A 19,165-nucleotide genomic window follows, 5' to 3' on the forward strand; every position below is an offset into this window, starting at 1 on the left:
TTATACGATATAAACTCATGATTAAACAAGGAAACATTGTCGATATTGCGAATAGAAGAATTTACAAAGGAGAAATTCACGTTGCAAATGGAGTAATTACCAATATTATTGAAAAAGATCATGATGTTGAGAATTATATTATTCCTGGTTTTGTAGACGCACATATTCATATTGAAAGTTCAATGTTGGTTCCGTCTGAGTTTGCGCGTTTGGCTGTGTTACATGGAACTGTTGCAACCGTTTCCGATCCGCATGAAATTGCCAATGTATTGGGAAAAGCGGGTGTAGAGTTTATGATTGAGAATGGGAAAAAAGTTCCGTTTAAGTTCAATTTTGGAGCGCCTTCTTGTGTTCCTGCTACGAGTTTTGAATCGGCTGGTGCTGTGATTGATTCCGACGATATTAAAGAACTTTTAGCAAAACCAGAAATTAAGTATTTGGCGGAAATGATGAATTATCCTGGGGTTTTGTTTGATGATTCAGCAGTGATGAAAAAAATTGCTTGGGCAAAACATTTTGACAAACCTGTAGATGGACATGCGCCTGGATTGCGCGGTGACGATGTTACCAAATATATTTCCGCAGGAATTTCTACAGATCATGAATGTTTTACGCATGATGAAGCTTTGGAGAAGTTACAAAAAGGTATGAAAGTGATTATTCGTGAAGGAAGTGCTGCTAAAAACTTCGAAGCGTTGATTCCGTTGTTGAATGAACATTATAATGAGATGATGTTTTGTTCGGATGATAAACATCCTGACGATTTGTTGGTTGGACATATTAATGAATTATGCGCACGTGCGGTTGCGAAAGGAAACGATATATTTAAGGTCTTGCAAGTTGCTTGTGTAAATCCTGTGAAACATTATAAGTTGGATGTTGGACAATTGCAAACTAATGACCTTGCCGATTTTATCGTGCTAGAAGATTTGACCAATTTTAAAGTGTTAGAAACTTATATTAATGGTATCCGAGTAGCATCTAACGGAACGTCACACATAGACAGCGTGCCATTTGAAGTATTGAATAATTTTAATACATCTGCAAAGAATGTTGTTGATTTTCAGGTCAAAGCCACGAAAAGTCAAATTCGCGTTATTGAAGCACTTGATGGTGAATTGGTAACTAACGAATTGATTTTAGATAATTTAATTGAAGACGGGAATTTAGTCTCAAATGTCTCTGAAGATATTTTAAAAATGACGGTCGTAAATCGTTATAATGACGATGCACCTGCAATGGCTTTTATTCAAAATTTTGGACTGAAAGAAGGCGCAATTGCTTCTTCCGTAGGACATGATTCACATAATATTATTGCCGTTGGTGTTTCTGATGAAGCTATTTGTAAAGCTGTGAATCTTCTGATAGCAAATAAAGGTGGAATTTGTGCTGTTTCTGATACTGTTGAAAAAGTAGTGTCATTGCCTGTTGCTGGAATTATGAGTGCAAAAACAGGTTGGGAAATTGGTGAGGAATATGCCGAGTTAGACAAATTAGCCAAAAAAATGGGCAGTACATTACGCGCACCTTATATGACCTTATCGTTTATGGCATTATTAGTAATCCCGTCGTTAAAACTTAGTGATAAAGGATTGTTCAACGGGACTACTTTTGAGTTTACTTCATTGGAAGTTTAATTTATTGTACAGTTATTACCTGTAAATTCATTCGTATCATACGTTCCTGTACCGCCGAGCGTTGGTGTTCCTATAGATTCCAATCTGAATGCTACTTCTGTACCACTTTTAGCTGTACAGATTTCAAGTTCGTAATTGCTGTTGGCTTCTCTTCGAATGACATCTAATACGCTATTGAGTCCTGTTGTTAATTGTGAATAATCATCAATTAAAAATTGTCCGTTACGCCCAATATCTGCAATGACTCTAGCATCTACATTATTTCCAGCTCCAATTACATAAAAACCTGTATTATTTAACGTTGCATTAATACTTGCATTCATTTCTGCGCGATCATTGAAAAAATCTTGATTCTGACCATCAGAAAAGATCACCATGGAAGAAGACCAAATATTCGTATTTGGATCATTTTGAATTTCTATTTTTTTAGTTTGCATTCTGCTACAACTTTGCACTACAGCACCATACAAATTGGTAGATATATCTTCTTGCAATCCTTGATTCATTCCGCTAATAGCTGCAATGATATTTTGACTTGAAGTAGAGAAACCTATGAGTTCTTGCAATTGTTCTCTTCCGTCAAAGTAATAGATAGCTACTTCTAAAGCGCCACTATTAATTTCGCTAAATAAGTTGGATACATATAGTGTTGCGGCACTTTTTATGTTTTCAATTTCATCAATAACACTTCCGCTTAAATCCATTACGATCATGGTTGCATACCGATAATTTTGAGGATTTGGAACAATGAGTCGCGGAGCTTCCGTTGGATCAATAAGTTGTTCCGTTTCTCCAGCACTCATGGCAGTTTCATACAAATTGAAATCGCTATCCGTTTGATTAGACACACCGACATTATTTTCGTCAGTAAGCTTAAAGGATACTTTTATTTTGCTTTCACCTACCAGCGTTTCAATATTTTTTATTTCAATAGAATACGCCGGTTGATTATTGTTGTCGTCATTACTGCTGCAACTACATAGCAATCCCAGCACACACACAAGAAGTGAGAGTTTTTTCATTGTTTTTCTGTTTTAGATTGTGAATGTAGTTTTGCTTTTCCTTACGTAGTCTATTTAAAAAAGTCGTGATATGACCTAATAACGCATCTAATTCACAAAAATTGCCAGAAAAAATAATTAAATGATGTATTACTTCGCTTTTATAGCGCCTAAACCTAGTGTGAATCGGTAGCCGAACTGCAATTGAAAGAATGCTTCTTTATTACTACTTAAATCGTGAATACTACGCATTCTTAAAAAAATTGATTGTGATTTGTTATTATTTGGGTAATAGAAAATTTCGGCGTTTACTGCTTTTGTTTCGAGTTTCTCTGGTTCTATCAAATTGTCTTTTTCGTACTCACCAACATTGGAATATCTTTTTACCTCAAAACCTACATTGAGTCCAAAATTATTCAATCGTTTAAGTTCAATACTAGCTCCTATTCCTACTCCGAAAGTTTTAAAGTTTACAAAATCGTCATCAACAGTAGTTGGTAGTTTTACATTGGTTACATGATAACTTAAAGGGATATAAAAAGAGATCCAAAATGGAATTTCTTTGGCAAATCTAAATTGAAAAAAGTTAGTATTGAATCCCATTTCCAAATTTGTTTTTTCTAATATGGAAAGCTTGTCCTGTTCAAACTGAAATAAATTAGGATCATCATTACTTTGCGTCGCTTCTACAAAATTCTCATCATCGTCTAAACGAGAATAACGCACATATGGCGCTACTTTTTTAAACCAATAAATTGAAGTCTTTCTTACATTGAACGGATGAATAAAGAAATCTGCTTTTCCTTCAACTTGAAATAATCCGTTTGCTTCGTCTCCAAATAAACCAATAAAATCTGTATAGGTACGTATGTCTAATACATGCTGCAAATGATTGTTATTAATTATTTGATAGGATCTTTTATCGGTAGTTTTTTCTTCATTTCTATCTTGAGAAGGAAATGTGTACGAAACATCGTCTGGCACATAATTGTTCCCTGCATTTGGATGATAATCTAATACATCTGTATATCGTACTAGTAGTTCTCTCAATGCTTTTTCATTATAAATAACGCTACCATTAATACTTTCGTAGTGTGAAAATTTGAGTACTGCACCTCTTTGTGGTGCTCTCCGAGAATAGTTTAACAAACTTACAGGATCGGTTCCTTCAAAGTAAAAGTGTGTTTTTCCGTCAAGTGATTCTAAAATCAAGCGACTATCTACAATTCCACCTTCCAATAATTCTATTTGAATGGATTTAAAGCGGGCTTGTTCGGGAACTTTTTCATACTTAAAACTACTTCCCTCATTAGCGGTTTTAAGAGTAATCAAATCATCAGCATGGTTGGGACTATATTCTTGAGCCATCACTGAATCAAATTCTTTAACCCTTTTTTTGTCTCTCTTTCTTTCTACATAAAAATTTATTACTTCGTTATCACCAGGAACTTGAAACTTTCCCAAGTTTGTTTTGCTGTCAATACTAAAAATATTAGCTAAAACCTGTCGTGTACTACTATTACTAAATAAACTATCAACCTTAACAGGATCATTATCGCCTATAATGATAAATTTTTCAGGATCGAGCGCTGATTTTTCTTCAAACAACAAACAACTTCGAGCTTTAAACTCCTCTAAAACAGACGCTTCTACTCCTTCATGCTTTTTTAAATACGTTTTATATTCTTCAAATTTCGTACAAGCCTCCATAATCGCTTTCAATGAGTTTCCATTCTTTGTAACTTCATTTGCTTTTTCTTCTTTTTTAGCATTTAGCTCATCTTCTATTTTTTTACGTTCAGTATCTTCAAGAGTAGCGACATTCAATTTACTTTCAATTCCTGCAATTTCTTTATTGAGTAATTCTATAGCTTTATCACTCAAGAATTTAGCATCTACGAGTTTTTCAATAGCGGCTTCCTCGTCTTTTAGTTTCTTTTTGTAGCTTTCATTTTTCACCTCTTCTGCTGTTATTTCAACCTCGGGAGTGGCATATATTTTACAAATTCGAACTTTATAATTTGCCAAAAATGTTTCAGACACATTTTGATATTTTGACAATAACGTATGATATTCTTTATATTCATCACACTTTTCAGTGATTTCAGATGTTAGTTTTTTTATTGTTTCTTCAAGATCTTCTTTTTCTGTTTTTTTTGTAGCCTTAGCAGATGCATCTGGGGTAATTTCAATCTCTTTTGCAAGATTAGCTACCTTAATTACAAGGTTGTCTTTTTTGTCTACGAGTTTGTACAGTGCTTCTTGTTTTTCTTTTAGTTTAGGAATGAATTGTTCTTCTTTAATTTCCTGGGCAGAAAGTTGAAAAACACAGAAAAATCCTAAAATGGTAAGTAAAAATGATTTCATGATGAATAGTAATTGTAGTTAGTTTTCATAAATGTACTATTTTTTTGTAATACAAAAAATACTCATTTGTAGGTATTCTTGTGTTTGCAGTATTTATGATTTCAATGGAATATCAATCAAAATTGTCGTTCCACGTCCTAATGTACTGTCTATAGAAAATGTTCCATTTAAATGCTTGATACGCTTCTTAATATTATCGAGTCCGATTCCTGTTTCTTTGATTGTATTGGCATGAAAACCTTTTCCATTATCTTCTACGATGATATTTAAGCTTTCTTCAAATTGTGTTAATTGAATCGTAGCTTTTGTGGCTTCTGCATGTTTGATGATATTGGCTATTAATTCTTGAATGGTTCGGAATAAAGATAGTTCAAGTGAATTTTCTAATCGGTTTTCCAATCCGTGCGCAATGACTTCCATATCAATTTTATTTGCGCTACTAATCTTTGAAGTCATATTTTTTACTGCTACCAACAATCCTTCATTGGCAATAACTCCTGCATTTTTAGCATGTGCAATCGTCCTTATTTTTGAGTATGCTTCGTCAAGTAACGAGCTTGTTTTTTGAACAGCATCTTCATTTTGTGCGGTTTCAATATTGTCAAAATGTAGTTTTACGGTTGCCATCAGCGCACCAAGATCATCGTGTAAATCTTCTGCAATACGTTTGCGTTCTTTTTCTTGACCTTCAATCATAGCATCAATACTAGCAAGTTCTTGCTCTTTGAGTAATGTAGCTACTTTCTGTGCTTCTAAATCTTTTGCCTGTTCTGCTAATAATTGTTTTTTACGTGTGTTTTTTTGGAGGAGATATGCGGAGATGATTACTAGAGCTAATAAAAAGAGAGAGACATATAATTGTGTATTTATAGTCGCCTTTTCTGCTCTTAGTTCAGCATTTTTATATTTTTTTTCTAGTTCAGATACTGCCTTTGAATGTTTTATTGTTTCAAGTTCTTTATAAGCTTTAAATCTTTTTTCTGAATAATAATGAACACTATCAATTTCTCCTAAAGCATAGCATACATCTCTCAACCACCTATTTACACTTACTTCATTGTCTTGTGTAACAACTTTTGCTGCTTTATGGAGTAACTCTTTAGATTTTACATAATCACCTTGACTATGAAAAGTGCTTCCTCTATTCATGTACAATCCATAAAGTTTTGCCTTTACAAAAAAATAAGGAATACCTTCATAAACACGTATTGCTTCTTGATATAAAGAATCTGCTTGTTTATAGTTTTTATCTAAATGAAATGATTTTACACCAAATAATTGAATCAATTTACCTGTCAAAAATTGTTCTTTGACTTTCTTACTTTCTTTTATCGATTCAAAAAACAAATCATCTATTGATACTCTATAAGACAATTTTTCTTCTTCTTTTAGTGAATCATAAACGGCTATTTTATAAAATATAGTGTAGTATGCATTTTCAAGATATTCATGCGTATCATACAAATAATTACCATATGTTTTCAAATCTCTTTCAAAAGACTCTAAGTAATAATTTCTTGTAGATGGTGATATGTAGTATAGAAAAAGTCTCTTTAAAGATTCTGTAATAATTATTTTATCATTATTTTTTTCTCCATATCTAAGGGCAAATGTGTATAGTTTGATTGGAATAGAATCAATTTTATTTTTTTGATGTAAATAATAATCTCCTAATGTTAAATAGGAGATTGATTTTTGAAATTGATCTTTTATCTTAATTGTATCTAATTCTATTTTCGCTATGAGTTCATCATTTAATTCGCCAGTATTTAAAAAATGAAATTGCCAAAGTATAGCTTTATAAGCCAAAGTTGTTGTATCTAATTCTGTTAAACTAGTTTTTAATTCCTTCAATTCATTTTTTCTTAAATCATCAAGAGCCATATACACATCACTCTGCCCAAATAAATGAGCAGAGTAATTGAGTAAGAATAGAACAAATAAAAATCGTATCTGTAATTTTACTCTCACCTAAATAACTTTAAAATTACATGCTTGATCTCCAAAACCTGTTTGTCCACTAATCGAATCTCTTGGGTTTCCATCTACCAAAAACTGTATATTATTAACAAATTGCGAACCAGAAGCCATAATAATTTCTTCTTCAGGAATGAATTCTTGTATCTCTTTGATTAATTTCGGGATCGTCAATGGTTTTAATAAAATATTAAACTTTTTACTTTTATAGTTGTATGAAATTTTTTCTAAACTCAGATTTAATTCTTCTTCTTGTGTAATTAAGCAGTATGTAACTTTTTTTAATCTTTCACTGTTTTTTTTAAACATTAAAAATTTGGCTACTAAGACAAATTTGGCCAATCCATCATTATGAATATGAACAATTTGATATTTTGTATTCGAAGTGAACACATATAGAAAAAGTTTTTTAAGAGACGTATATTTTTGAGGTAATTTTTGACTCATAATTGTTAGTGTTTTATATTATTAATAAGAGATTTCAATCCAGTTATTTAACTCTGAAATAACTTCATTTGTAAGTTTAATTTGCGGTAAATCGCAATCAGAATCATTAATTCCGATCACATAATATTTTTGACCTTCTTCAATCCAAATAGGCATCCCACTTTGACCACCTTCTGGATTAAAATTGTGTTTAAGCCCAGAATCATCAATCATTGCTGTAGCTTCTGCATACTTTAAATGAGATATTGACACATCTCCTAAAAGGGATGTATCGGGATATCCTGCAATATAAACAGATAACCTATTTCCTTCTTGATTCATACTATATAGATTAAAATAAGAATTGATACTATCTATAAAATATTCTTCATCAAAAAAAATAGCTCCATAATCATTTCCTTCTCCACGACCGTTAGTATATCCTTCAGAAATTATAAATTTATCAGCAACCACACCTCCTAAAGGATATTTAAACTCTCCATTTATAATTTCAATGCAAGGAACTATAATTGCATCTTCAAAATATTGATTTCCATGATAGAGTTCGTGCGCTACAGTAATTACAACTTTGGGACTAATAAAAAAACCTGTACTTTCCCTTTCAATTTCACCTCTATTTCTATAAAAAATTTTGCATATCATTGTGAAAGGTAGACCAACATCTAATTTTGGTATCATTTCTGAGCAACTATCGTTTCTCCGTTTTATTCCTTTTTTATCTAGAGAGTAATTTCTACCGAGTGCTTTATCAAATATATTATTTGTTCTTCCTTTATTTTTAGAGTTTTTTATAATATATTCTATTCCATTAGCGTCAAAATATTCTGATTTGCCTTTTTTATTTTTTTTTGGAATATCCTTTTCTTTTTTTTGAAAAAAAATCTTTCTCGGAGTACAAAATGCTTTTTTAAATAAATTCATAGGAGGTCTTTTTAGTTAACACAAAGATTCAAAATCAAATACCTATAAGCCATCCCCAACTATAGGTATTCTCAAAAAGCATATTTCTGTTCAATAGCATATCCTAATAATTCGTTTGCTCCTTTTAGTTCTAATTTCTGAATCATATTTTTACGATGTGTATCTATTGTAGATTTAGAAATAAATAGTAAATCTGCTATTTCTTTTGAAGTCTTTCGCTGTGCTATTAAGGCCAAAATTTCCTTTTCACGCCTCGATAAAATAGATTCCGAACTGTTTTTAGAAATCTGATCAATATTCAACTTGGCATCATAGTACGTCTTGTCTTCCGAAAGTGTACGAATAGCTTCCAAGACTACTTTTAGTGGAGAGTTTTTTAAAATATAACCAGTTGCACCAGCATCCAACATCTGCCGCACAGCTTCACTTTGATCATACATGGTAAAAGCCAATACGTTAATATGAGGAAATTCTTTTTTAATATGTGTGGTGGCTACAATACCATCCATTTTAGGCATTCTGATATCACATACTACAACTTTAGGTTTCCTTTTTCGAACAATATCTAATAAATCTTTGCCATGATTGGCTTGTCCAACAATAGTAATATCATCTTCGTATTCTAAATACGAAACAATTCCATCAATAAGTGCTTGATGGTCTTCTGCAATAGCGACTGTAATCATATAAATTAGGGTTCAAAAATTACAAACAAACTATATGCTCTCCATATATAAAAATAATGATTTGGGAATTCTATTACGGTAATTACTGTAACAAAGTGTCTATATTATGGTGATGGTTAGTCAGTTTTCCTACAATTTACAAAAAATGCAGCACAGAAAACAAACTAAAATTAAGATACAATGAATTTTTTTATAACTACGATGGTTACAATGAAGAGAATAAAAACCAATAAAACACGTAAACTTCCTTTGTAATGACGCTGATGAAGCTTTAAATCTTTTCGATACGAATAAATCATCACTGCTACAAAAACAATCACAAAAAAAGCGGCAAATATCAATTGACCAGAAGTAAACATAAATTGTAGTATTTTTGACAAAATTACAAATTTCACAGATCTTTTTATGGGTAAAAAAGCAATAGTTTTTGGAGCTACTTCAGGAATAGGAAAAGAACTAGCCAAAATGTTAGTTAAAGATGGGTTTCAAGTTGTGATAACTGGTAGAAGAATAGAAAATTTGCAAGAAATTCAAGCAACGAATCCAACACAGTATATCATTGAACAGCATGATGTTCAGGAAGTAACAACATCAGAAATTGTTTTTGAAAAAATAGTGAAACAATTAGGCGAAATTGATTTAATTATTCACTCGTCTGGCATTGGATATGAAAATCCTGAATTAGAATGGGATAAAGAATCTCAAACGCTTCAAACAAATATATTAGGCGCTACAAAAATCTATAATCTAGCATTTAAACTATTCAAAAAACAAGGATTCGGACATTTAGCATGCATAACTTCCATAGCTTCTTTAAGAGGAAGTAGACACGCGCCAGCTTACTTTGCTTCAAAAGCATATCAAGTTAACTACTTAGAGTCATTATATTTAAAAACGAAAGAAATAAAAGGAGGTAACGTATACATTACAGATATTCGTCCTGGTTTTGTAGATACAAAAATGGCATTAGGTGATGGAATTTTTTGGATGGCTCCGTTAACAAAAGCTTCAAAACAAATTTACAGTGCTATAAAAAAGAAAAAAAGAAAAGTGTATATTTCGAAACGTTGGAATTTAATAGCTTGGGTTCTAAAAATAGTACCATCTTGGGCAATTAAAAAAGTAATGTAAAATTTAAAAAACGTATTTAAAATATTAAATTTAATTAAATGAAAAGAAGAATTGAAGCCGTTACAGAATTTCATGAAGCGTTTGGTTTAGGAATAAAAAACACGCCAACTGCAGATATCGGAGAAGCAAGAAATATGCTGCGATTTAACTTAATGAAAGAAGAAAATGAAGAATACTTAGAAGCTGCTCAAAACAATGATTTGGTAGAAGTTGCCGATGCTTTAGGCGATATGCTATATATTCTTTGCGGAACCATCATAGAACACGGAATGCAAGAAAAAATTGTAGCGGTTTTCGAAGAAATTCAACGTAGCAACATGAGCAAACTAGGAGAAGACGGTAAACCTATTTATCGTGAAGATGGAAAAGTACTCAAAGGACCAAACTATTTCAAACCGAATATCGCAGAAATTTTGAAAAAGTAGTATTGAGCTATTAGTATTGAGAAGTGAGAAGTTTCAAAAGGATATATTTACTCTTGAAAAAACAAAAAGTGACTCAAATTGAGTCACTTTTTTTATATCTAAAATTCTAAATTGTCTAATGAATCTAAGAAGTCTAACAATCTAAAAAACTAAACTTCATATCTCCAACCATGTGGATCTTCAGAAATATTATATTGAATGTTCATTAATTTCTCTTTAAAGAAAGATGCATACGAATCTTCTAATTTTGGCAAATCAAATTCTTCTCCTGCATGTTCAAATCCTGCAATCGGATTAATTACTGCTGCTGTTCCTGCACCAAAAATCTCTTTCAATGATCCGTTACTTGCAGCTTCCTTAATTTCTGCTACAGTTACACGACGAACCTCAACATCAATTCCATTATCTTTCGCAAGTTGAATCACACTCTTACGCGTAATTCCATCCAAAATACGATCATTATTTGGAGCTGTCAATAGCATATCTCCTACTCTAAAGAAAATATTCATCGTTCCAGCTTCTTCCAAATATTCATGCGTACTTGCATCTGTCCAAATAATTTGCTGATATCCTTTTGCATGTGCTAAACTTGTTGGATAAAACTGTGCGCCATAATTTCCTGCGGCTTTTGCATATCCAACTCCACCATCTGCAGCTCTACTAAATTTCTCTGCAAATAATACTTTTACTTCTCCTGCATAATACGATTGTGCTGGCGAACAAATAATCATAAACTTATAACTATTTGATGGAGAAGCCGAAATAGCTGGCTCAGTAGCAATTACAAATGGACGAATATATAATGAATTTCCTTTTCCTTTCTGAATCCAAGCGCTCTCCATTTCCAATAACTTTGTCAATCCTTCAAAGAAAAACTCTTTTGGAAAATCTGGAATTGCCATACGATGTGAAGACTTATTGATACGATCAAAATTATCTTCTGGACGAAACATCCAAATCTTGTCGTTATCATCTTTAAAAGCTTTCATCCCTTCAAACACAGCTTGTCCGTAATGAAAAACACGCGCCGAAGGATCAATCGTAAGTGGTTGATAAGGCATAATTTCTGGCGTCTGCCAAACTCCATCAACATAATCACACACAAACATGTGATCAGTAAAAACTTTTCCGAATGTTAAATTATCAAAATCAACAGTTTCAATTTTACTCTCAGAAACTTTGGAAATTTTTAGGTCAATAGAAAGGTCACTCCTCATATAATTCTTAATTTTGTGCAAAGGTACAAATAATTAATTTTAAAAGAATCTTAGGTTTAAACAAAAATTCGTCTATAAATTTAAAGATTCATAACAAAACAGCGATAATTTTAATAAAAATTTAATAAAAATGAAGAAAATCGTATTTTTTATAACAGCGTTATTGACAATTGTAGCATGTAAAGATGCTAAAACCAATGAAAAAACAACTGAAAAAAAACAAGAAACTAAAGCTCCTGAAATGGCGTACGCTTCTTTTGGAGATAAAATTGATGCGAAAGATGTATTAACGACAGCGCAAATCAATGAAAAGTATGGCGACTTAAAAGTTGGCGATACATTAAACGTAAAATTTACTTCAAACATAAACTCTGTATGTTCTAAAAAAGGATGCTGGATGCGTTTAGATTTAGGTGAAGAAAAAGAAGTAATGGTAAAATTTAAAGATTACGGATTCTTTATGCCACTTGACGCAAAAGGCGAAGTTATTGTAAACGGAAAAGCATTTGTTCAAGAAACTTCTGTAGACGAACTAAAGCATTATGCAGAAGACGCTGGAAAATCGGCAGAAGAAATTGCTAAAATTACAGCACCAAAAAAGACACTTTCGTTTGTAGCGGATGGTGTGTTACTGAAAAAATAAACTTGAAACGAAAAATTATCACCACGGGAGATGGATCTACCACAATTCATATAGAAGATTGGGATGAACAATATCATTCTACTCATGGTGCTATTCAAGAATCTGAGCACGTTTTCATAAAAACAGGCTTACATCATTTACAAAATACGTTCAATCCTGAGCAAATTCACATTCTAGAAATTGGATTTGGTACAGGATTGAATGCTTTTATGACCTATCTGGAAGCAAAAAAACACAACTTTCCTGTTAATTATGTAGGTGTTGAAGCCTATCCTGTCGCTTCCGCAGAAATTACACAACTCAATTACAGTACAAAATTAAAAGTCGAACATGAGCAAATTACTTTTACAAAAATGCATACTTGCGATTGGGAAACTGAAACTGTACTAGCTGAAAATTTTAAACTTACTAAGCGACAACAATTCTTTCACCAAATTAATGATATAGAACGCTACAATCTTATCTACTTTGATGCTTTTGGTGCTCGTGTGCAACCAGAACTATGGACTGTTGAAATCTTTCAAAAAATGTACAATGCATTGCAAAACAAAAGTGTTTTAGTAACCTATGCTGCCAAAGGAAGTGTGCGCCGTGCTATGCAAGAAGTTGGTTTTACAGTAGAGCGACTTCCTGGTCCGCCAGGGAAACGTGAAATGCTACGCGCCACAAAATTAACTAAGATTTAAAAATCTAAATAAGGAGTAACTACATAAATCTATTCTTTTTAGCGTATTTTTACTAGGAAAAGAAAACAAATGCTATGCGAATACTTATTTGTGGTGCAACAGGATTGATAGGTTCAGCCTTAACCGATTTATGTTTGCAAGAAAATCATCAAGTGCATTACCTTACAACGCGCAAAAGCAAAATTGAACAATCTGAAAATAAAAATGGCTTCTATTGGAATCCTGCCAAAGGTGAAATTGACGAAGCTTGTTTTGAAGGTGTTGAAGCTATTGTAAATCTTTCTGGTGCAAACATTGCAAAACGTTGGACAGAAACATACAAACAAGAAATTGTTAGCAGTCGTGTAGATACTGCCAATGTCTTATTCAAATCGCTTCGCAACGCAAAAACTCATACCATAAAGCACTATATTTCTGCTTCTGGAATAGCCATTTACCCAAGTTCTCTTACTGAAAATTACGCAGAAGATACAACCAACGAATCCAAAGACTTTCTAGGAAATGTTGTAAAACAATGGGAATTGCACGCCAACCAATTTAAATCTTTAGAAATTCCCGTAACCATTTTAAGAACAGGTTTGGTGCTCTCTAAAAATGGTGGCGCTTTGGAAGAAATGGTAAAACCTATAAAATATGGCGTTGGTGCCGCAATTGGTTCTGGTAAACAATGGCAATCTTGGATTCATATAAACGACATTGCACGTATGTATTTATATGTGTTAACGCAAAATCATACTGGAATTTTTAATGGTGTTGGTCCCAATCCGACCACAAACAAACTACTTACCAAAGAAATTGCTAGCGTACTAAAAAAGCCTTTCTTTTTGCCAAATGTACCTCAATTTATGATGAAACTTATTTTGGGAGAAATGAGCACGCTCCTATTTTCTAGTCAGCAAGTAAGTGCTAAAAAAATAGAAACTACTGGTTTCAAATTTAACTTTCCAGACTTAACACCTGCTTTGGAGAATTTACTCAAAAAATAAACCGACACAAAGTCGGCTTATTACATATATATTTTCAGTAGTATCTTATTTTGTTGCAACAACACTTACAGACAACTCTACATCGTCGCTAATGGCTTTGTCTTTAAATGTATCCGTAAATGATGAAGATCCATATTTCATTCCAAAATCTGTACGATTTATAGTAAACACTTCACTTACAATCATAGCTTTATTTCCTTCAACACTTACTTTAGCAGGAAAAGAAATATTTTTCTTTACACCTTTCAATGTTAAGTTTCCTTCAATCATTGTTTTTCCTTCTTTCTCATTCACTCCAGTAATTGAAAAAGCCGCTGCTCCATTATTTTTAGCATCAAAAAAGTCACTTGATAACAAATGTTTCTTCAAACTTGCATTTCCATTATCATCTGCAGGAATATCTAAAACTGTCAAAGAATTAATATCAATAATAAAACTTCCACTTTCTAACTTTCCTTCTTTCATCGCAAAAGTACCTTTAGATACATTCATAGTTCCGTTATGACTTCCGCCAATAACTTTAGAACCTTTCCAAGTCACTACTGTATTTGCAGTATCTACTTTATACTTTACAGCCTCTGAAGTAATTTTTTTCTCAGTCTTAGCATCTTCTCCTTTAGTTTCATTCTTTTTTTCTCCGCAAGAAGTAGTTACAACTGCTACTGCAACAAAAGCTAGTAAGCTTAAAAATTTTCTTTTCATAGATTATATATTTTATTCATAAAAGTCTGGTTGTAAAACTAGCAAATACTATTAAGTTTTAAGATTGAAATGTTAAAAAATATTTTATGTGACATTTTGACATTTTATCATAAATGGCAGTACTTTTGCCATCTATACAAGAAATAATAAAAATTTTTTGGACATATACCATGAGCAAAAAAAAGGATAAAGCAACAAAGAAAGAACAGCCTAAAGCGGCTGAAGCTACTGAAAATACAATAGAAGAAGTTTCTGCAGAAGCACAACTAACAGAAGAATTGGCAAAAGAAAAAGACAAGTTTTTACGTCTGTTTGCTGAATTTGAAAACTACAAAAGAAGAACTAGCAAAGAACGTGTAGAACTGTTCAAAACGGCAGGAAAAGACATTTTGGTTGCCATGTTGCCAGTTTTAGACGATTTTGATAGAGCATTGGCAGAAATTGCAAAAATCGATGATAAAGAGGTTCAAGATTTGAAAAAAGGAGTTGAATTGATAAGTAACAAACTCAAAGAAACCTTAAAAACAAAAGGCTTAGGCGAAGTTACTGTAAAAATGGGCGATACGTTTGACGCAGAAGACCATGAAGCAGTGACACAAATTCCTGCACCAACAGATGACATGAAAGGAAAAATCATTGACATACTTGAAAAAGGATATACCTTAGGTGACAAAGTAATCCGTTACCCGAAAGTAGTTGTAGGACAATAAGAACGTTTGCAAGTTGTTCCCAACAACAAAACGACCTTTTTAACACACGTTGAAACAAAATGAAACAAGATTATTACGAAATATTAGGAATAAGCAAAGGAGCTTCGGCAGCTGAAATTAAAAAAGCATACCGTAAAAAAGCTATTCAATATCATCCAGATAAAAACCCTGATGATAAGGAAGCTGAAGAAATGTTTAAAAAAGCAGCAGAAGCGTATGAAGTATTGAGCGACGATAATAAAAAAGCGCGCTATGACCAATATGGGCACGCAGCATTTGAAAACGGCGGAGGCTTCGGCGGAGGCGGTTTCGGTGGCGGAATGAACATGGACGACATTTTTAGTCAGTTTGGTGATATTTTCGGTGGCGGAGGATTTGGCGGCGGTTTCGGCGGTGGATTCGGCGGCGGCGGAAGACAACGACGCGTAAAAGGAAGCAGCCTAAAAATTCGTTTAAAACTTACCTTAGAAGAAATTGCTAATGGAGTAGACAAAAAGGTAAAAGTTCGTAGAAAAGTACAAGCGCCTGGCGTAACTTATAAAACCTGTAGTACGTGTAATGGTTCTGGTCAAATGACACGAATCACAAATACTATTTTAGGTAGAATGCAAACATCTACTACTTGTAGTACTTGTAATGGTGCCGGACAAACGATTGACAAACGTCCAGCTGGAGCAGATGGACAAGGAATGAAAGCAGAAGAAGAAACGGTACTTATCAAAATTCCACCAGGAGTTGTAGAAGGTATGCAGTTAAAAGTTTCTGGAAAAGGAAATGAAGCACCTGGAAATGGAATCTCTGGAGACTTATTAGTCGTTATTGAAGAAAAAGAACATGAATTCCTAAAACGTGAAGGCGATAATTTACATTACGACTTGTATATTAGTTTCTCTGAAGCTGCTTTAGGTAGTTCTAAAGAAATTGATACAGTAACTGGAAAAGTTCGAATCAAAGTAGAATCAGGAGTTCAGTCAGGAAAAATATTGCGCTTACGCGGAAAAGGAATTCCAAGTGTTAACGGATACGGAAAAGGTGACTTACTAGTACACATCAACGTTTGGACACCAAAAACATTAACGAAAGAACAGAAAAACTTCTTTGAAAAAATGGCAAAAGAGGAAAATTTTGTGCCTAATCCAGAGAAGAGTGATAAATCATTTTTTGAAAAAGTCAAAGACATGTTTTCGTAATTCTTTTGCTATTACGAAAAAAAAACTATCTTTGATAAGTTACTGGCCGTAACAGGCTAGTAATTTTTTCTTTTTCATAGCAATTTTTTCCCATCCTTGATCATATTAAGGGTGGGTTTTGTTTTATATTGCATTCATTTTGTAACAAAATACACGAAATCGTTACCTATATAAAAAACTTTTTATGAGTTCAATTCTTCAGGCGAAAGACGTCGTAAAAAAGTATGGTGAGTATACCGCATTAAATAAAGTTTCTATTGACGTTCCTAAAGGAAGTATCTTCGGACTTCTAGGACCAAATGGAGCAGGGAAAACTTCACTCATTCGAATTATCAATCAAATTACCGCACCAGATTCTGGTCAAGTATTACTCGATGGTGCTCCATTGCAACAATTTCATATTAAAGACATTGGTTACATGCCCGAAGAACGCGGTTTGTACAAGTCGATGAAAGTTGGCGAACAAGCTTTGTATTTAGCACAATTAAAAGGATTGAGCAAATCGGAAGCAAAAATGCGTTTGAAATATTGGTTTGAAAAATTTGAAATTTCAGATTGGTGGAATAAAAAAATTCAAGAGCTTTCAAAAGGTATGGCACAAAAAATACAGTTTATCGTAACTGTATTGCATCAACCGAAGCTATTAATTTTTGATGAACCATTTAGCGGATTCGATCCAATCAATGCAAACAGAATCAAAGACGAAATTTTACAACTTCGTGATGAAGGTGCTACCGTTATCTTTTCTACACACAGAATGGAATCTGTAGAAGAACTTTGCGATCATATCGCTTTAATTCACAAATCGAATAAAGTATTGGATGGAAAATTGACCGATGTTAAACGTCAATACAAAAGCAATACATATCAAGTTGGTGTCGCTGCTGCAGATAATCTAAAGTTACGATCAACCCTTAGCGAAAAATTTAACGTGACCGATGCCGATTTCAAATCTATCGATGATGATTTAAAAATAAACATCCAACTACAAAACGGAGATACTTCAAACGATTTACTATCATATTTAACTTCTAAAGGACAAGTAAATCACTTTGTAGAAGTTATTCCAAGTGTCAACGATATATTTATTCAAACCGTAGAAAATAATAATTAGACATGAATCACTTACCGCTAATTATCAAAAGAGAATATCTAACGAAAGTTAGAAACAAGTCATTTATTTTAATGACCTTTTTAAGTCCGCTAATTTTCATCGGACTTATTTCGTTAATTGTGTACTTAACACAAATAAATAATAACAAACAGCGCACCATTTCTATCTTAGATGAAACAGGAAAAATTTCGCAAGTTTTCAAGACAGAAAAAGTAACTAAAGATTCCAATACAACCTATAACTTTCTTCAAGGCATTTCCTTAGAAGAAGCTAAGAAGCAAGTGCAGGAAACCGAAGAATATGGCTTGTTACACATTCGTCAAATGGCATCTACTGAAGAAATTGCGAAGCATATAATATTCTATTCAGAAGATTCGCCTTCGTCAAAATTCATTTCGAGTCTGGAACGAATTTTAAATGGAAAACTAACAGAAGAAGCCCTTTTAAAGAATAATGTTGACATCAATTTGGTAAAAAGCTCTAAAATGGATATAGCTATCGGACAAGAAACTTTTTCGGGAGAACGTAGCTCTAAACTCATCAACTATTCCAAACTCGGGTTTGGCTTTGCAGCAGGATATTTACTGTTTATGTTTATTATTATTTACGGGAATATGATTATGCGTAGCGTGATTGAAGAAAAAACAAACCGTATTATTGAAATCATTATTTCCTCTGTAAAACCGATTCAATTATTGATGGGAAAAATTATTGGAACTTCCTTAGCGGGAATTACACAATTTTTAATGTGGATCATACTTGGAGGAACAATAGTCGTAATTTTATGGCTAATTTTTGGTTTTGATCTCGTAAGCGCACAAACTGCACAACAGCAAGAAATGATAGCGCAAGGAGCTAACGTTGATATATCAGTACTTATATCATACATCATCGGTAGTTTACCAATTGTGAATTTGGTCATAGCTTTCTTTATCTTTTTTATTGGTGGATATTTACTATATAGCTCTTTATATGCAGCTATTGGTGCCGCAGTAGATAATGAAACGGACACGCAACAATTTATGATGCCGATTTTAATGCCATTGATTTTGGCTGTGTATGTTGGTGGATTTACTGTATTAGAAGATCCACATGGATCAGTTGCCACTGTGTTTTCATACTTACCATTTACCTCACCTGTAGTAATGTTGATGCGAATTCCGTTTGGTGTTCCGATATGGGAACAAATTATTTCAATCGTAATTTTGTATATTACCTTCGTTGGAACTGTTTGGTTTGCTGCAAAAATTTACCGTGTTGGTATTTTAATGTATGGAAAAAAACCGAGTTATAAGGAAATATTCAAGTGGTTGAAATACTAATAT

19 protein-coding genes are annotated in these 19,165 nt (G+C 32.9%); 10 read left to right on the forward strand and 9 right to left on the reverse strand.

Annotated features, from left to right (window positions below):
* Positions 1 to 17 precede the first annotated feature (17 nt).
* Positions 18 to 1,637, forward strand: a complete 1,620-nt coding sequence (gene ade / locus ACRBBL_RS13455) for an adenine deaminase (protein ID WP_431369583.1) — start codon at positions 18 to 20, stop codon at positions 1,635 to 1,637.
* On the opposite strand, the gene ACRBBL_RS13460 is transcribed toward ade, so the two are convergent.
* The 7 genes from ACRBBL_RS13460 to ACRBBL_RS13490 form a co-directional block, all read right to left on the reverse strand.
* A complete protein-coding gene (locus ACRBBL_RS13460) occupies positions 1,634 to 2,659 on the reverse strand; it encodes a hypothetical protein (protein WP_431369584.1) in 1,026 nt (341 codons plus the stop codon). The genes ade and ACRBBL_RS13460 overlap by 4 nt on opposite strands.
* A gap of 129 nt (positions 2,660 to 2,788) precedes the next feature.
* On the reverse strand, positions 2,789 to 5,005 hold the full coding sequence (locus ACRBBL_RS13465; protein ID WP_431369585.1) for a hypothetical protein: 2,217 nt from the start codon (positions 5,003 to 5,005) through the stop codon (positions 2,789 to 2,791).
* Positions 5,006 to 5,098: 93 nt separating this feature from the next.
* Entirely contained in the window at positions 5,099 to 6,859 is a 1,761-nt protein-coding gene (locus ACRBBL_RS13470; protein WP_431369586.1) for a sensor histidine kinase, read from the reverse strand.
* A gap of 117 nt (positions 6,860 to 6,976) precedes the next feature.
* Positions 6,977 to 7,429 carry a hypothetical protein gene (locus ACRBBL_RS13475; protein WP_431369587.1) on the reverse strand — a complete coding sequence of 151 codons (453 nt, stop codon included), beginning with the start codon at positions 7,427 to 7,429 and terminating at the stop codon, positions 6,977 to 6,979.
* A gap of 21 nt (positions 7,430 to 7,450) precedes the next feature.
* Positions 7,451 to 8,350: a trypsin-like serine peptidase gene (locus ACRBBL_RS13480; RefSeq protein ID WP_431369588.1), complete on the reverse strand. Its 900-nt coding sequence runs from the start codon at positions 8,348 to 8,350 to the stop codon at positions 7,451 to 7,453.
* Between the two features lie 71 nt (positions 8,351 to 8,421).
* Complete coding sequence (locus tag ACRBBL_RS13485; RefSeq protein ID WP_431369589.1) at positions 8,422 to 9,036, reverse strand: response regulator; 615 nt, start codon at positions 9,034 to 9,036, stop codon at positions 8,422 to 8,424.
* Positions 9,037 to 9,206: 170 nt separating this feature from the next.
* Positions 9,207 to 9,395, reverse strand: coding sequence for a hypothetical protein (locus tag ACRBBL_RS13490; protein WP_431369737.1), 189 nt, complete (start codon positions 9,393 to 9,395; stop codon positions 9,207 to 9,209).
* Between the two features lie 46 nt (positions 9,396 to 9,441).
* On the opposite strand from ACRBBL_RS13490, the gene ACRBBL_RS13495 reads away from it, so the two are divergent.
* Positions 9,442 to 10,167: an SDR family NAD(P)-dependent oxidoreductase gene (locus tag ACRBBL_RS13495; protein ID WP_431369590.1), complete on the forward strand. Its 726-nt coding sequence runs from the start codon at positions 9,442 to 9,444 to the stop codon at positions 10,165 to 10,167.
* 38 nt (positions 10,168 to 10,205) lie between these two features.
* Positions 10,206 to 10,592 carry a hypothetical protein gene (locus tag ACRBBL_RS13500; protein WP_431369591.1) on the forward strand — a complete coding sequence of 129 codons (387 nt, stop codon included), beginning with the start codon at positions 10,206 to 10,208 and terminating at the stop codon, positions 10,590 to 10,592.
* A gap of 149 nt (positions 10,593 to 10,741) precedes the next feature.
* Here the strand turns inward: ACRBBL_RS13500 and ACRBBL_RS13505 are convergent, their stop codons facing one another.
* Positions 10,742 to 11,809, reverse strand: a complete 1,068-nt coding sequence (locus tag ACRBBL_RS13505; protein WP_431369592.1) for a branched-chain amino acid aminotransferase — start codon at positions 11,807 to 11,809, stop codon at positions 10,742 to 10,744.
* 130 nt (positions 11,810 to 11,939) lie between these two features.
* Between ACRBBL_RS13505 and ACRBBL_RS13510 the strand changes: the two genes are divergently transcribed.
* From ACRBBL_RS13510 to ACRBBL_RS13520, 3 genes are all read left to right on the forward strand, one after another.
* The gene (locus tag ACRBBL_RS13510) at positions 11,940 to 12,452 is read left to right on the forward strand and encodes a DUF4920 domain-containing protein (RefSeq protein WP_431369593.1); all 513 of its coding nucleotides are present in this window, start codon (positions 11,940 to 11,942) and stop codon (positions 12,450 to 12,452) included.
* Between the two features lie 2 nt (positions 12,453 to 12,454).
* Positions 12,455 to 13,138 carry a tRNA (5-methylaminomethyl-2-thiouridine)(34)-methyltransferase MnmD gene (mnmD, locus tag ACRBBL_RS13515; protein WP_431369594.1) on the forward strand — a complete coding sequence of 228 codons (684 nt, stop codon included), beginning with the start codon at positions 12,455 to 12,457 and terminating at the stop codon, positions 13,136 to 13,138.
* Positions 13,139 to 13,212: 74 nt separating this feature from the next.
* On the forward strand, positions 13,213 to 14,124 hold the full coding sequence (locus tag ACRBBL_RS13520; RefSeq protein WP_431369595.1) for a TIGR01777 family oxidoreductase: 912 nt from the start codon (positions 13,213 to 13,215) through the stop codon (positions 14,122 to 14,124).
* A gap of 45 nt (positions 14,125 to 14,169) precedes the next feature.
* Here ACRBBL_RS13520 and ACRBBL_RS13525 read toward each other — a convergent pair whose 3' ends face one another.
* Positions 14,170 to 14,826 (reverse strand): YceI family protein, encoded by a 657-nt coding sequence (locus tag ACRBBL_RS13525; RefSeq protein ID WP_431369596.1) that lies wholly within the window; start codon positions 14,824 to 14,826, stop codon positions 14,170 to 14,172.
* Between the two features lie 170 nt (positions 14,827 to 14,996).
* On the opposite strand from ACRBBL_RS13525, the gene ACRBBL_RS13530 reads away from it, so the two are divergent.
* From ACRBBL_RS13530 to ACRBBL_RS13545, 4 genes are all read left to right on the forward strand, one after another.
* Entirely contained in the window at positions 14,997 to 15,536 is a 540-nt protein-coding gene (locus ACRBBL_RS13530; protein WP_431369597.1) for a nucleotide exchange factor GrpE, read from the forward strand.
* A 59-nt stretch (positions 15,537 to 15,595) separates the two neighbouring features.
* Entirely contained in the window at positions 15,596 to 16,726 is a 1,131-nt protein-coding gene (dnaJ, locus tag ACRBBL_RS13535) for a molecular chaperone DnaJ (RefSeq protein ID WP_431369598.1), read from the forward strand.
* A 184-nt stretch (positions 16,727 to 16,910) separates the two neighbouring features.
* Positions 16,911 to 17,840 carry an ABC transporter ATP-binding protein gene (locus ACRBBL_RS13540; protein ID WP_431369599.1) on the forward strand — a complete coding sequence of 310 codons (930 nt, stop codon included), beginning with the start codon at positions 16,911 to 16,913 and terminating at the stop codon, positions 17,838 to 17,840.
* A 2-nt stretch (positions 17,841 to 17,842) separates the two neighbouring features.
* Positions 17,843 to 19,162, forward strand: coding sequence for an ABC transporter permease (locus ACRBBL_RS13545; RefSeq protein ID WP_431369600.1), 1,320 nt, complete (start codon positions 17,843 to 17,845; stop codon positions 19,160 to 19,162).
* Positions 19,163 to 19,165 lie beyond the last annotated feature (3 nt).

The sequence above is a fragment of the Kordia sp. genome (assembly GCF_050633145.1).
Taxonomy (GTDB): Bacteria; Bacteroidota; Bacteroidia; order Flavobacteriales; family Flavobacteriaceae; genus Kordia.

Bases quoted from the DNA above. Each gene is read 5' to 3' on its own strand.
- ACRBBL_RS13540 (WP_431369599.1), top strand. From the start codon at position 16,911: ATGAGTTCAATTCTTCAGGCGAAAGACGTCGTAAAAAAGTATGGTGAG.
- ACRBBL_RS13485 (WP_431369589.1), bottom strand. From the start codon at position 9,036: ATGATTACAGTCGCTATTGCAGAAGACCATCAAGCACTTATTGATGGA.
- ACRBBL_RS13480 (WP_431369588.1), bottom strand. From the start codon at position 8,350: ATGAATTTATTTAAAAAAGCATTTTGTACTCCGAGAAAGATTTTTTTT.
- ACRBBL_RS13460 (WP_431369584.1), bottom strand. From the start codon at position 2,659: ATGAAAAAACTCTCACTTCTTGTGTGTGTGCTGGGATTGCTATGTAGT.
- ACRBBL_RS13530 (WP_431369597.1), top strand. From the start codon at position 14,997: ATGAGCAAAAAAAAGGATAAAGCAACAAAGAAAGAACAGCCTAAAGCG.
- ACRBBL_RS13525 (WP_431369596.1), bottom strand. From the start codon at position 14,826: ATGAAAAGAAAATTTTTAAGCTTACTAGCTTTTGTTGCAGTAGCAGTT.
- ACRBBL_RS13510 (WP_431369593.1), top strand. From the start codon at position 11,940: ATGAAGAAAATCGTATTTTTTATAACAGCGTTATTGACAATTGTAGCA.
- ACRBBL_RS13475 (WP_431369587.1), bottom strand. From the start codon at position 7,429: ATGAGTCAAAAATTACCTCAAAAATATACGTCTCTTAAAAAACTTTTT.
- ACRBBL_RS13500 (WP_431369591.1), top strand. From the start codon at position 10,206: ATGAAAAGAAGAATTGAAGCCGTTACAGAATTTCATGAAGCGTTTGGT.
- ACRBBL_RS13520 (WP_431369595.1), top strand. From the start codon at position 13,213: ATGCGAATACTTATTTGTGGTGCAACAGGATTGATAGGTTCAGCCTTA.
- ACRBBL_RS13490 (WP_431369737.1), bottom strand. From the start codon at position 9,395: ATGTTTACTTCTGGTCAATTGATATTTGCCGCTTTTTTTGTGATTGTT.
- ACRBBL_RS13465 (WP_431369585.1), bottom strand. From the start codon at position 5,005: ATGAAATCATTTTTACTTACCATTTTAGGATTTTTCTGTGTTTTTCAA.
- ACRBBL_RS13505 (WP_431369592.1), bottom strand. From the start codon at position 11,809: ATGAGGAGTGACCTTTCTATTGACCTAAAAATTTCCAAAGTTTCTGAG.
- ACRBBL_RS13495 (WP_431369590.1), top strand. From the start codon at position 9,442: ATGGGTAAAAAAGCAATAGTTTTTGGAGCTACTTCAGGAATAGGAAAA.
- dnaJ (WP_431369598.1), top strand. From the start codon at position 15,596: ATGAAACAAGATTATTACGAAATATTAGGAATAAGCAAAGGAGCTTCG.
- ACRBBL_RS13545 (WP_431369600.1), top strand. From the start codon at position 17,843: ATGAATCACTTACCGCTAATTATCAAAAGAGAATATCTAACGAAAGTT.
- ade (WP_431369583.1), top strand. From the start codon at position 18: ATGATTAAACAAGGAAACATTGTCGATATTGCGAATAGAAGAATTTAC.